Source organism: Streptomyces sp. NPDC043680, assembly GCF_056436685.1.
Genome location: NZ_JBWKCE010000029.1, coordinates 1 through 13,217 on the forward strand (window position 1 = coordinate 1; position 13,217 = coordinate 13,217).

The 13,217-nt window shown below is 74.4% G+C and carries 10 protein-coding genes; 3 read left to right on the forward strand and 7 right to left on the reverse strand.

What is annotated here, in order from left to right:
* Positions 1–178 precede the first annotated feature (178 nt).
* On the forward strand, positions 179–1,531 hold the full coding sequence (locus AC0666_RS32495; RefSeq protein WP_478708957.1) for a cytochrome P450 family protein: 1,353 nt from the start codon (positions 179–181) through the stop codon (positions 1,529–1,531).
* Here AC0666_RS32495 and AC0666_RS32500 read toward each other — a convergent pair.
* From AC0666_RS32500 to AC0666_RS32530, 7 genes are all read right to left on the reverse strand, one after another.
* Positions 1,508–2,584, reverse strand: a complete 1,077-nt coding sequence (locus tag AC0666_RS32500) for an alpha/beta hydrolase (protein ID WP_468969227.1) — start codon at positions 2,582–2,584, stop codon at positions 1,508–1,510. The two genes, AC0666_RS32495 and AC0666_RS32500, sit on opposite strands and share 24 nt — an antisense overlap.
* A 43-nt stretch (positions 2,585–2,627) precedes the next feature.
* A complete protein-coding gene (locus AC0666_RS32505) occupies positions 2,628–4,235 on the reverse strand; it encodes a molybdopterin-dependent oxidoreductase (protein ID WP_478708958.1) in 1,608 nt (535 codons plus the stop codon).
* Positions 4,236–4,309: 74 nt separating this feature from the next.
* On the reverse strand, positions 4,310–5,491 hold the full coding sequence (locus tag AC0666_RS32510) for an oxygenase MpaB family protein (RefSeq protein WP_468969230.1): 1,182 nt from the start codon (positions 5,489–5,491) through the stop codon (positions 4,310–4,312).
* A gap of 28 nt (positions 5,492–5,519) precedes the next feature.
* Positions 5,520–6,554 (reverse strand): polyprenyl synthetase family protein, encoded by a 1,035-nt coding sequence (locus tag AC0666_RS32515; RefSeq protein ID WP_468969232.1) that lies wholly within the window; start codon positions 6,552–6,554, stop codon positions 5,520–5,522.
* Positions 6,547–6,846, reverse strand: a complete 300-nt coding sequence (locus AC0666_RS32520; RefSeq protein WP_468969233.1) for a hypothetical protein — start codon at positions 6,844–6,846, stop codon at positions 6,547–6,549. Before AC0666_RS32520 ends, AC0666_RS32515 begins: the two co-directional genes overlap by 8 nt.
* 240 nt (positions 6,847–7,086) lie before the next feature.
* Entirely contained in the window at positions 7,087–9,684 is a 2,598-nt protein-coding gene (locus AC0666_RS32525; protein WP_478708959.1) for an alpha-N-acetylglucosaminidase, read from the reverse strand.
* A 60-nt stretch (positions 9,685–9,744) separates the two neighbouring features.
* Positions 9,745–11,427 carry a ricin-type beta-trefoil lectin domain protein gene (locus AC0666_RS32530; protein ID WP_478708960.1) on the reverse strand — a complete coding sequence of 561 codons (1,683 nt, stop codon included), beginning with the start codon at positions 11,425–11,427 and terminating at the stop codon, positions 9,745–9,747.
* A gap of 186 nt (positions 11,428–11,613) precedes the next feature.
* On the opposite strand from AC0666_RS32530, the gene AC0666_RS32535 reads away from it, so the two are divergent.
* On the forward strand, positions 11,614–12,258 hold the full coding sequence (locus AC0666_RS32535; RefSeq protein ID WP_468969240.1) for a TetR/AcrR family transcriptional regulator C-terminal domain-containing protein: 645 nt from the start codon (positions 11,614–11,616) through the stop codon (positions 12,256–12,258).
* 13 nt (positions 12,259–12,271) lie between these two features.
* Positions 12,272–13,207: a serine/threonine dehydratase gene (locus AC0666_RS32540; protein ID WP_468969243.1), complete on the forward strand. Its 936-nt coding sequence runs from the start codon at positions 12,272–12,274 to the stop codon at positions 13,205–13,207.
* Positions 13,208–13,217: the final 10 nt, after the last annotated feature.

Consider the following 13,217-nt stretch of genomic DNA (forward strand, 5'->3'; position numbering starts at 1 on the left):
GGCCACCGGAACCCTCCAGATCACCGCAACCGCCACCGACACCACCCCCACCACCGCCACCACCACCTTCCCCCTCACCCTCACCTGGTTCTGAGACAGGCCCGGAACGGACTTGTACAACCCGCTCCGCAGGCCGCACTGTTGGCCGAGATTCGTCCACACGGTCAGGAGAGTCGGCTTGTCACCGGACACGGCACCCGCGAAGGCGCACGTCATCGACCCCGCCGGCGGCTGCCCGCATGCGCTCAACGCCCGGCTGCGGGCCCGGGGCGCCGTCGCGGAGGTCGTACTCCCCGGCGGGGTGCCGGGTGCGGTCGTCCTCGGGCACGACGCGCTCAAGGAGTTCCTGTCCCACCCCGACGTGGCCAAGGACGCCCGGCACTTCCCGGCGCTGCACGACGGCACCATCCCCATGGACTGGCCCCTGCGGGTCTTCGCGAACGCCCAGGGCATGCACACCGCCGACGACGCCGACCACCGCCGACTGCGCTCCCTCGTCGGCAACGCGTTCACCGCCCGGCAGGTCGAACGACTGCGCCCGCGCATCGAGGAACTCACCGCCGAACTCCTCGACGACCTCGGCCGGGCGGCGGCCGAAGCCCCGGACGGTGTGGCCGACCTGCGCAGCCACTTCGCGCTCCCGCTCCCGATGAGCGTGATCTGCGAGCTGCTCGACGTGGACCCCGAACACCGGGGCCGGCTGCACGACCTGTCCCACAAGGTGGTCATCGCCACCGACACCACCCCCGCCGAGGCGATGGCCGCAGTACGCGAGCTCGTCGAGCTGATGGGCACCATCGCCGCCCGCCGCCGGGAGCAGCCCGGCGACGACCTGACCAGCGCGCTGATCGCCGCCCGGGACGGTGACGGCGACCGGCTCAGCGAGGCCGAACTCATCGGCACCATGCGGCTGATGCTGGTCGCGGGCCACGAAACCACCCTCAACCTGATCAGCAACGCCGTCCGCGCCCTGTGCACCCACCGCGACCAGCTCGCGCTGGTCATGGAGGGCAAGGCGAGCTGGTCGGACGTGGTGGACGAGACCCTGCGCTGGGACGGCCCGGTCAGCTGGTTCCCGTTCCGCTACCCCACGCGCGACCTGACCGTCGGCGGGACCGTGATCCCCCGGGGCACCCCCGTACTCGCCGGATACACCGCGGCGGGCCGCGACGAGGCCTTCCACGGACCGGATGCGGACCGCTTCGACCTCACCCGGCCCACGGCCGCACGCGCCCTCTCCTTCGGCCACGGCGCTCACTACTGCGTGGGCGCCCCGCTCGCCCGGCTGGAGGCCACCATCGCCCTGGAGCGGCTCTTCACCCGCTTCCCGGACCTGGACCTCGCCGTCCCCGAGCCCGAAATCCCGCACCAGCGCAGCTTCATCGGCAACAGCGTGCAGGCGCTGCCGGTCCGGCTGACCGCCCGCCCGGCCTGGCCCGCCCCACGGTCACGGGGCCCCCGCGGCCCCGTGGTCACGGGTTCCGGGGGACCGCCGGGACCCGCGGGTTCACCGGGAGCCGGCGGGCGGTGACAGCTCGGTGCTGAGCCAGCCCAGGGCGTTCGGGTACATCGCGCTCCAGGTCTGGAAGTTGTGGCCGCCGGCCGGGCGGACGAGCGTCTTGACCCGGACCCCGCCGCCCGCCGCGGCAGCGGCCCGGCTGAAGGCCTCCAACTGCTGCGGCGGACTGTCCCTGTCCTGGGCGGAGGTGGCCAGGAACAGCCCCACGTCGGCCTTCTTCCGCTGTCCGACCAGCCACATGGGGCTGTTGCGCTCGCGCAGGACCGGGTCGGCCAGGACGCCCGGGTCCCCGGTCAGCGGGTCCGGGTCCAGCGCGGCGCCCGCCCGGAACACCCCGGGGTACTGGAGCGGCAGCTTGGCCGCGCAGAACGCCCCCGTCGACACGCCCATCACACCCCACCCCTTGGGCCCGCGCAGGGTACGGAAGTTCCGCGCGACCAGGTCCGGCACGTCCCGCACGAGCCAGTCGGCCACCTTGCGGGTGGGCGTGTTGCTGCAGTCGGTGTTGACCCCGCCCGGGTAGATCTCCGGGAGCACCAGGATGAACGGGTGCGCCGCACCGAGCTGGACGAGGTCGTCCAGCGCGCCGGGCATGTTCCCCAGGTCCATCCACGTCCGCGGCGATCCCGGGTAGCCGTGCAACAGCATGAGCACCGGAAACCGGGTCTTCTGCGCGCCCGGCGCCCGGTACTCGGACGGAGTCCACACGATCACCTGGCCGGCCAGCTTCGAGTGCGCCCCGCGGAAGTAGGTGCTCTGCGTGCCGTCGCTGCCCCGGGTGAACCTCGCCCGGCCCAGCGGCGGCCCGGTCATCGTGGAGGCGGCCTGCACGTCCCCGGTGCCCAGCAGGTCGTCCCAGGAGGCGTACAGCCCGTAGCTGCCGTTGATCCAGGTGGCGGTCACGGCGATCGCGGTGAGCTGGCACAGCGCCAGCATGCCCACCCGCACGGGCCACCGCAGCCAGCCCGGCCCCGGGATCCGGTTCCACAGGAGCAGCGCGGCGAGCATGGCGAGCGCCGCGACGGCGATCAGGGTGAAGAGGAACGACGTACCGGTCAGCTCCATACGGTCAATGTACGGGCAGCCCCGGAACGAACCCGGCAGGCGGTCACCTCGGGTTCGCGGACGGCCGGGGGCGTACCCGCACCTCCACCGCGTGCCACCCCGTTGCCCCGTCGGGCACCGTGCCGTGGCGCACCCCCGTCTGGACGGCGCCCGTGCGGTCCGTGGCGCGGACCTCCAGGGTGTGGCGGCCGGGCGCCGCGTCCCAGGGCCACAGCCATTGGCGCCAGGTGTCATCGCCGTCCGCGGCACCGAGCCGGGCCTCGTGCCACGGGCCCGCGTCCACCCGTACCTCCACGCGGGCGACGCCCCGGTGCTGCGCCCAGGCCACCCCGGCCACCGCGACCCGCCCCGCCACCGGTTCGGCCCCACCGCGCGGGGTGTCGATGCGGGACTGCGTCTTGACCGGAGCCTGCTGCGCCCACGAGCGGCGCACCCAGTACGCGTCGTACGCCGCGAAGGTGCTCAGGTGCAGCTCGCGCAGCCACTTGCAGGCCGACACGTATCCGTACAGGCCCGGCACCACCATCCGGACCGGGAAGCCGTGCGCGAAGGGCAGCGGCTCGCCGTTCATCCCGACCGCCAGCAGTGCCTCCCGGCCGTCCATGACCGCCTCGACGGGCGTGCCGATCGTCATCCCGTCCACCGAACGGGCCACCAGCTGGTCGGCGGGGCCGCCCTGCGAAGGCGGCCTGACCCCCGCCTCGCGCAGCAGGTCGGCCAGGCGGACGCCGAGCCAGCGGGCGTTGCCCGCGTACGGGCCGCCGACCTCGTTCGAGACGCAGGTGAGGGTGATGTCGTGCTCGACGAGGGGGCGGGCCAGCAGCTCCCGGAGGTCGAGGACGAGCGGGGCCGCGACGCCGTCCCCGTGGATGCGCAACCGCCAGGTGTCCGCGTCCACCCGCGGCACGACCAGCGCGGTGTCCACCCGGTAGAAGTCCCGGGCGGGGGTCAGGAAGCGGGAGAGCCCGGGCACCCGCAGGTCCGCCCCGGCCGGGACCGGCGGCGCGGGAACGTCCGGCTTCGGCAGGACGAGGTCCGCCCGGGAGGCCGTGGCCCCGGCGGAGCCGTAGGCCCCGAGCCGCCGACCGGCGTACCCGATCCCGGCCGAGGTGGCCAGCGCGGCAGCGACCAGCCGTCCGAAACCGCGCCGGTCCATCGTCCAGGGCCCGCCGTCCGGGGCACCCGCCGGCCGGGGCCGAGTCAGGGCCCTGACCAGCAGGTAGAGCACACCGGCTGCGGCGAGGCCGCCCACCAGCGAGGGCAGCGCGTCCTGCCAGGCCGCCCCCGGACGGCTGAGCGCGGCCCCCGCACCGACCAGGCCGAAGGAGGCGGCGACCGCGATCCCCGCCCACCGCCGCCGCAGCGCGAGCACCCCGGCGGCGGCCGCGACCGCCCCCAGGATGACGATGATCCCCAGGGCCAGCAGCAGCTTGTCGGAGGTGCCGAAGGCCCTGATGGCCCACTCCTTGACGCCCACCGGCGTCAGGTCGACCACCGCCGCACCGACCGCGGTGACCGGGGAGGCCTCCGGCCGGACGGCGGCCGCGACGAGCTCGGCCGCGGCCAGCCCGGCGAAGGCGGCGACCAGCCCGGCCACGACCGCACCCGGCAGCGCGCGCCGCCGCCCCGGCTCGGTCGCCCCACGGGTCATGCGCGGTCACCGCCCCTGTCGCTCGCCGTCACGGTCCCCGCCCTGCCGGTTCCAGTGTCGCCCCGGGGTGCGGGTCAGTGCACCGGTGCCGGCGGCACCCAGCGCCCGGTGCGGGGCGCCTTCACCCCGTACTCGGTCCTCAGCTCCGCCGGGATGGCATGGTGCATGACCCGGCCCCGGGTGAGCGCGGACAGCTCGAAGCCGGAGAGCAGCGAGCCCGCCTTGTCGAGGGCCCACTCGGCGAAGGGGCTGCTGTCCTCGATGGTCTCCAGCAGCCCGAGGAACACGGGCACGGCCTTCGCCGCCGTGTCCCAGGGGCTGCGCGGGATCTCCAGCCAGTCGCCGATGGTGTCGCCGACGAGGTAGCGGACGGTGGCCGGGACCATCGGGTCGAACAGGGTGCCCGGTACCACGTCCTCGTACATCCGCATCAGCTGGGCGTTGAGGTGGACCCCCTCCGGGGAGGGGCCGAGGTTGCGCAGCAGGTAGAGGTCGCAGTAGTCGCGGGCCTCTGCGAGGTTCTCCGGTACGGCCGACATGTCGCAGCCGAGCATGGCGCCGACCACCCGCCAGGCGTAGAAGTAGGCCTCCGCGCCGTCCTCGCTCATGTGGATGCCGAGCCGGTGCATCGCGTCCAGGACGAGCAGCGAGAAGCAGATCTGCCCGCCGATCATGTCCTCCTGGCAGATCGGCAGCCCGTCCTTCTCGACGTCCCAGTGGCCGCCGTGGCGCAGGTGGTGGCGTACCGCCGCGTGCAGCAGCCTGACCTTCTGGGCGGCGGGGATGAACTTGCTTCCCTCGGCGAAGGAGTTGGTCTGCATGAGGTACGTGACGAACTGGCCGGTGTTGGCCATCCGGCGCGAGGGGTACGCCATGGAGTGCGTCGAGGCGAGCAGCCGGGACAGCCGGGGCACGGCGTAGGTGGCGGGCATCGCGGCGAAGGACAGACCGGTGTTGATGTGGGCGGCGTTGTCCATGAAGAAGAGCCGGGCCTGCTCCATCAGGTCCCAGTCGACCCAGCTCGGCGGCATGGCGGTCGCCTCGAAGTAGGCCCGGGCGGAGGCAGGGAGCTGCTCGGGCAGCTTGTCGCCGGCGGTGCTGAAGAAGCGCATCAGCGTGTTGAGGTCGCCCACCTCCTTGCGGCGGAACATCTCGGCGACGGTCTCGTCGGCGAGCGGGTCCCCCTGGGTGCGCAGGGCGTCGAGGGCGGCGTCGTCGTAGCGCGGGCGCGGCGAAGCCGTCTTGTTGGTGTTCACTTGACTCGTCTTTCTCGTCAGTTCGTGACTACAGCGAACGCTCGGCCGCCGTATCGGCGAGCTCGCACAGCGCGGACCGCGCCTCCACCGGCATCGGCACGCGCTCCAGCGCACCGCGGGCCTGGGTGATGCGCTCCCGGATCATGTCCTCGACCTGCCGGCGGGCGCCGCAGCGCTCCATCAACGCGCGCACGGACGCCGCCTCTTCCTGGCCGAGGTCGGGATTGCCGACCAGTTTGGCGAGCAGCCGCCGGTCGTCCTCGTCGGCGGCGGCCAGGGTCAGTGCCAGCAGCGCCGTCGGTTTGGCGTCCCGCAGGTCGTCCAGGTTCGACTTGCCGGTCGTGGCCGGGTCGCCGAAGGTGCCCAGCAGGTCGTCGCGGAGCTGGAAGGCCTCGCCGAGCGGAAGCCCGTAGCCGGAGAAGGCGTCCAGCAGGGCGCGCGGGGCCCCGCCGAGGGTGGCGCCCAGGTGCAGGGGCCGCTCCACCGTGTACTTGGCCGTCTTGTAGCGGGCCACCTCCAGCGACTGCGCCACCTGGGGTACCCGGTCGCCGGCGGCGTCGGTGCGCAGCACCTCCAGGAACTCGCCGGCCATCGTCTCGCGCAGCAGTGTGGACCACAGGGGGACGGTCCGGGCGAGGTAGCCCCCGGGCAGCCCGCAGGTGGTGAAGAGGTGGCCGGCGTACCCCATCAGCAGATCGCCGAGGATCATCGCGAGGGCGGTGGAGCGCCGGCCGGCCGCGGCGAACGCGGCGTGCGCGGTGAGCTGCCCGTGGCGCATCCGGCTGTCGTCGATGATGTCGTCGTGGGTGCAGGCCGCCGCGTGTACGAGTTCCATCGCGGCGGCGGCCCGGATCACCCCCTCGCAGTCGGGCTGCCCCGCCGCTCGCCACCCCCAGTACAGGAACGCGGCCCGGATCCGCTTCCCGCGCGCCAGGGAACGCCGCAACTGCTCGGTGAGCGGGGAGAGTTCGGCGTGGAGGTGCAGGAGCTCCTGCTCCTCCTCGTCGGCGAGCCGGACCAACACCTCGTTGATCCGCTCCTTGAAACCGGAGTGGTCATGCACGGGGATGGCCCTCGGTGGCGACTCGTTCGGCGGCCCGCCGGGCCATGGATTCGAGGTAGTTCTCGGTGCCCGCGCCCACCCGGCTGGTGGCCAGCTCGCCGCGCTTGCGCAGTTCCACCACCCCGTCGGTGAGCAGCTCCCGCAGGTCCGAGCGGCGCAGGACGTCCTGCGCGCGGTCGGCGGACTGCCGTAACTGGTCGAGGGCCAGGTCGGCGACCCCGGCGGCCAGGAGCGTCAGCAGCTCCAGCGTCGCAGGGGCCTCCCGGCCCTCGGCGGATTCGGTCTGGGACATGCGCGGCGCACCCCTGCTCGTGTCGTGCCGTCTGGCGTCGGAAGCGGCGGCCGTCGAATCGTTCCGACGGCCACCCTTGATCGTTTCCGGGCCAGTGAACCGAGTGCCCGTCCCGTGCGGCGAACCAGGCGAGCCGATCTCCCTCGCATGAGCACCGAGATTCCCACGGGAGGGTGACGATCAGCTCATGATCCGACCGCCACCGCCCGGGGTGGTGTAGGCGCGGCCTGCCACGGGGTGTCAGCGGGCCGCCTTCAGGGTGGTCGCGATGGCGGTGGCCAGCAGGTAGGGGTCCCCGCTCGGCCCCTTCGCCCCGCCGTGGTCCCGGGTGGTCTGCCGGGCCCACTCCTCCTCGAAGGCGTGCCAGTCGATCTCCCGCGGGGCCGTGCCCCGCACCAGCGCCTCGTCCAGCGACCCGAAGTAGGCCGCCCACCGCCGGGCGTACAGGCCCTCGATCAGGCCGCCCCATTCGCGGTTCGCGTAGTCGTGCAGGAAGCCGCCTTCGCTGGTGCTGCGCCGGCCCCACACGCTCAGGAGGGAGCGGGCGTCGTACTCGTAGCGGTCCTGCTCCGCCTCGTCCGCGCCCCAGGAGCGGGCCGCCGCCAGCCAGCCGCCCAGCAGGAAGTTCGAGTCGGACCCGGTGACCGCATCCAACTGCCGCTCCGCGTCCTGCCATTGCCCCGTCAGTGCGCGGAAGGCGGCGAGGTCCTTGGCCTCGTACGCGGCCTTGATCCGGGGCAGCAGCACCCGGGAGTGGTTGGCGAGGGCCTGACGTGCGGTGTCCACCAGGTCGAAGCGGTAGGAGCTGGAGCCGCGCAGCCGCGGGTCCACCTGCAGGAGGTGGTCCAGTGCCTTGCGCACTCCCTCGGTCGGGTAGCGCATCGACTTGGGACTCCAGTACGCCGCCCCCGCCGCCGTCAGACTCGGCCGGGCGCTGAACAGGCTGTCCTGGGACTCCGACCACAACCCCGAGGAGGTGCTGTACGGCCCCTTGCGCAGCTCCTCCCAGGCGGCCGCCGCCTCCGGGTCGGGGCGCCCGTACCGGCGGCGCGCGAAATCGGCGAACCAGGCGCGCTGGTCGACGGGCCCCGGCTCCCAGGCCAGGTCGGTGAACAGGTCGAAGGCGGCCGGGTTGGTGCCGGTGGCCTCGGGCAGGTAGGCGATGCCCTTCAGGGCGCTGTCGGGCTTGGCCCGCCAGGCTCCGAAGCGGTCGATCCAGACGGAGGTGTTCGCGCCGATCGTGGTGTGGCCGCCGAAGTTGTAGATCGTGCCCATCGCGTACGGGACCCCGCCCCAACGGGCTTCGCGGTCGAGCCGGTCGTAGCGGTCCGAGAGCCCGTCCAGGATCAGCACCTTCGAGGTGTCCACCCCCGCCAGCAGCTGCGCCCTGGGGCTGTCCTGCCAGCCCAGCACCGCCCACAGCGCACCCGGATGCGCGGCGTGCAGCGCCGCCTGGACGGCGCCGGCGGCCGCCTTCACGTCGACGGGACCCGCCGTCCCGCCCTCGTGCAGCGGGCTCATCCGGTACATGGCGCTGTCCCCGAACACCGCGCGCTGCTCCGCGTAGTACGCGGCGGCCAGCTTCGCGAACGCCGGCGAGGTGGGGTCCAGCCAGTCGGGCCGGTCGAAGCCCGCCCAGTCGCCCTGGGGCACTGTCCTCGCCCCCGCGTTGCGGGCGGCGAACCCGGGTGGCACGGTGCCGAAGAACCCGGGCAGCACCGGGGTCATCCCGAGCCCGCGCAGCTGCTCGGCGATCCGGCCGCCGAGCTCGGCGCGCTCGCGCATCAGCCGCTCGGAGACCGGGCCGCCGAAGCCGCTCAGGTTCTGCAGCAGCCACCAGCTCTGGTGGCCGGGTCCGGGGATCCACTCCCGCAGCTCCTCGGGGGAGTAGCCGAAGCCCTGGAGGGCCCGGTAGTACGGATACTCGGCACCCACCTGCACGAACACCTCGTTGATGCCGTGCAGGGCGAGCAGATCGATCTGCCGCTGGTGCTGCTCGAAGGTGCGGTACGGGCCGGAGTAGCCGTCGTCCGTGTCGTTGAGGGCGTAGCGGTGGGGGACGAGCGCGCTGCGCGTGACCGGCGCCGGTACGGCGGGCAGCTGCGGCGGCAGGAGCCCGATGCTGTCGCCGGGCCAGCCGATGTCGGCTCCGGCGATGTGCTGGAGGTACCAGCCGACCCCGGTGAGCAGGGTGGCCCCGGCGGAGCCGCGTACGGTGACGGCGCCCTCCGACCCCGACACCGTGAAGGTGTCGGCCCCGGCGGCCGGATCCGCCACGAGCGTGACCTGGGCGGCGTGCCGGGGCAGCAGCCGCGCCAGCGCGGCCCGCGCGGGCGCGGTGTCAAAGGCCTGGTGCCCCGGCACACCGGATACGCCCGGGCCCCCGGCCCCTCGTACCGCCATGCCGACGGCCGGGGCGTCTGCGCCCGCGCCGGCCGCGCCCGCGCCGGGGGTGCCCGCGCCGGCCGCGCCCGCGCCGGGGGTGCCCGCGCCGGCCGCGCCCGCGCCGGGGGCGGCCCCCGACCAGGCCAGGGCCGCCAGCACGAGCGGCACCCCGACCAGTGCGGCCCGGCGGGTCCGCCACCGCGTCCGGACCTCCCGGGTCCGGCCCGCCGTCCCGCCCGCCCGCCGGCCGGAAGTCCGGTCCGGCGGGCGGCCCGTCTCCCGGCCGGTCGCCGCCTCGGCCGCCCGGTCCGGCCGCGGGTCCGCCGTGCGGTCCGGGCGTCGGTCCGAAGTCCGGTCCGGGTGCCGGTCCGTCGGGGGCACTGCCCGCAGGACCGCCGACGGGTGGGTCCCCGGGGCCGGAGTCGACCGCCCGGTCCTCGCGTCGTCCGTCATCCGATCCGCCGTCCCATCCGGGGTCGGGTCCGCCATGGGCCGCGTCATCCGGGTGGTCCCTCAGACCGGGAGGGACCAGGCCTGGTCGACCCGGTGGTCGCCGCAGGCGGTCAGGCGCAGCCGTTCGGCCGGGGCGTCGGGGGTCGCGGCCGCGGCGGGAGCCGTCAGGCACAGCCCGCTGACGTCCTCGACCAGGGACCCGTCCCGGCGGTGCGTCCAGGACTGGCCCTGCTGCCCGGGCGCGCACCGGGCGAGTTCGACCGTGCCGGCCTCGCCCGCCGACAGGCACGCGCCGGCCAGCCGCAGGCTCGCGTCCTCGCCCAGGATCCAGCGCTGGTCGGCGCCCGCCGTGCAGGGCGCCAGGATCACGGCACCGACACCGGTGGTGTTGGCGCCGTCGGCGCACTTGGCGCCGTCACCGGTGATCTGCCCGGTGGGCACCGCGTCGGCGCAGCCCTGGTGCGGGGTGAGCCGCCAGACCGCCGTGTCGTGTGCGGCCAGCCGGCCCGTGAGGGAGGTGGCCACCTCCGAGGTCCTGCCGGTCCACAGGTCCTTGGCGTCGACCGTGCAGGAGTACAGCCCGATGTCGCCGAGCGGGACGGAGATGTCCCGGGTGCTGCCGGACCGGTTGAGCACGGCGACCGCGCGGTCGCCGTTCGCCAGCGGCCGGGCCAGGACCTCGAACGTGGCGTTCGCCGAGAGCACCGCGCCCTGACGGCCCATCGGGTCCTGGTCGAGGGCGATCAGGTCGGTGTTGCCGAGCGCGGCCAGCCCGCCGGGGGTGAGGGCCGAGACCTCGGAGGACAGGATGAAGGGGGCGGCCATCATCGCCCACAGCCCGACCTGGCTGCGGCTCTCCGCCTCGGTGAGACCGGGGGCCCCCGCGATCAGGAAGTCGGGGTCGTTCCAGTTGCCCGGGCTCGCGTACCGGCCCAGCCAGCGGTTGTAGCCGTAGTTGCCGAGGACGGAGGACCAGCGGGAGGTCGCCGGAGCGGCCGGCTGGTACACCTTGATGTCCTTGCCCTCGCGCCACAGCTGGCCGGTCTCACCGACCCAGCCGAGGACCTTGTGCCAGTCGGAGCCGCCCCATTCGCCCTGCTGGAAGTAGGCGGGTGCCGACGCCGAGAGGACCATGTCCCGGCCGCTCGCGCGCAGGGCCGCGGCCATGGCGTGGTACGCGTCCCGGTAGGCCTGCTCCTTCGTCTGCCCGGGCGGCACCCACAGGTTGCAGCCGTCCATCTTGACGTAGTCGACCTTCCAGGACGCGAACTGCCGGGCGTCCTCGGCGTAGTGGTCGGCGCCGCCGCCCTCGGGTGCCCCGCTGCCGGGGTAGCGCTCGCAGGTCAGGGAGCCGGCGTCCTGGTAGATGCCGAACTTCAGGCCCCTGGCGTGCAGGTACGAGCCGAGCCAGGCCATGCCGTGCGGGAACTTCTGCGTGTCGGTGACCAGACGGCCCTCCGCGTCCCGGCTCCTGGTCATCCAGCAGTCGTCCACGGTGACCGTGTCGTAGCCCTTGGCGGCCAGACCCGTGGACACCAGCGCGTCGGCGTTCGCGAGTACCTTCGCCTCGTCGATGTCGCACATGTAGTGCGCCCAGTTGTTCCAGCCCATGGGCGGGGTGAGGGCGAGCGGGGTGTCCGAGGTCGCGGTGGGCTCGGCGGCGGCCGGGGAGGAGGCGAGGCAGAGCGCGAGCAGGGCGGCCGCGGTGAGACAGGGGAGCGACGCACGCAGGCGAAGCGGCACGGAGACTCCTTGACGTGGGGGCGGGGGCATCCGGCGGAGCCGTGGTGCGCTCAGTGCAGCGCTGCGACTACAGACTGTCAACATAAGTCGACGGATATGGCTTGATGACCAGCAATATGGCCGTAGTCGACGTCACACGATCGGGGAGGGCGGAGGTGTGTGACGCTGGCTGATACGCTGTATCTCATGCCGAGGACCTCGCCCGCCCTGGAGCGGGCCACTCCCGAGGCGATCGCCGCCGCCGCCCTGCGCATCCTCGACGAGGACGGGCCGCACGCCCTGAGCTTCCGCGCCCTCGCCGACCGGCTCGACGTCTCGCACGCCACCGTGCAGCGCCGCTGCACGGACCTCGCCGGCCTGCTGGACCTGTGCACCGAGCACCTCGCCGCCCGACTGCCCGACGTCCCCGCCGGAACCGGCTGGGCCGAGGCCACCGAGCTCCGCTTCAGCGCCCTCTACCGGCTCCTCGTCGCCCACCCCGGGCTGCTCGCCCTGCGCGGCGGCCGGCCCTGGCTCGGCCGGGAGCTGCTGGCCCGGCTGGTCGAGCCCGCGCTCGCCGACAGCGTGGCCGCCGGGATGACCCCCGCCGAGGCCATGACCGCGTACCGCCGCATGTACCTGCTGACCCTCGGCAGTGCGGCGTTCGTCGACCACCGGGACCCCGCCGGGGCCACCGCCGCCTCGCGGGCGGCGCTGGCCGCGCTGGATCCCGACCGGTTCCCGGTCCTCGCGGGCGGACTGGCCGACGTACTGCCCCCGCTGACCGACCACGAGGTGTACTACGGCGCCCTGCGCCAGCTGATCGAGGCCGCCCGGCCTGCCGCCGCCTGAAAGGACTCCCGCGATGGAACAGCAGCTCGACCACGCCGCCGTGCGCGCCGCCGCCGACCGGATCGCGGGGGCGGTACGGCCCGCCGCCGTCGTGCCGGCGTCCGAGGGCGTCTGGTACGCCCTGGAGTACCTCCAGCACACCGGCTCCTTCAAGGCCCGCGGCGCGCACAACTTCCTCGCCGCCCACCGGGACGCCGGCTCCCTCCCCGACGCCGGGGTCACCATCGCGTCCGGCGGCAACGCGGGCCTCGCCTGCGCCTGGGCGGCCCGCGCCCAGTCGGTGCCCGCCACGGTGTTCCTGCCCGTCAACGCGCCCCGCGTGAAGGTGGAACGGCTGCGCGGCTACGGTGCCGACGTACGGCTCGTCGGCGAGCGGTACGCCGAAGCGCTGGCCGCCTGCCGGGAGTTCGCGGCCGCCGGCGGCGCGCTGAGCAGCCACGCGTACGACCACCCGCTCATCGCCGCCGGCGCCGGCACCCTGCTGGAGGAGATCCGGGCGGCCCTGCCCGGTCTGGACACCGTGGTCGTCGCGGTCGGCGGCGGCGGGCTGTTCGCGGGCGTGGCCACCGCGGCGCGCGAACACGGCGTACGGGTGGTCGCGGCCGAGCCGGAACACTGCCGGGCCCTGAACGCCGCCCTGGAGGCGGGCCGGCCCGTGGACGTCACGGTGGACTCGGTGGCCGCGGACTCGCTGGGCGCGACGCGCGTCTCCGCGGACGCACTGGCCGCGGCGCAGCACAAGGACGTGCACTCGGTACTGGTCCCGGACGCGGCGATCACCGCCGCCCGCCGGGCCCTGTGGCAGGAGCACCGGATCGTGGTCGAGGCCGGCGCGGCCACGGCCCTGGCGGCCCTGCGCACCGCCCCCGAACCGCTGGGGGAGCGGGTCGCGGTCGTGCTGTGCGGAGCGAACACCGACCCGGCGGACCTGGCGGCGCCGGCGAGCTGACGACGAAGGT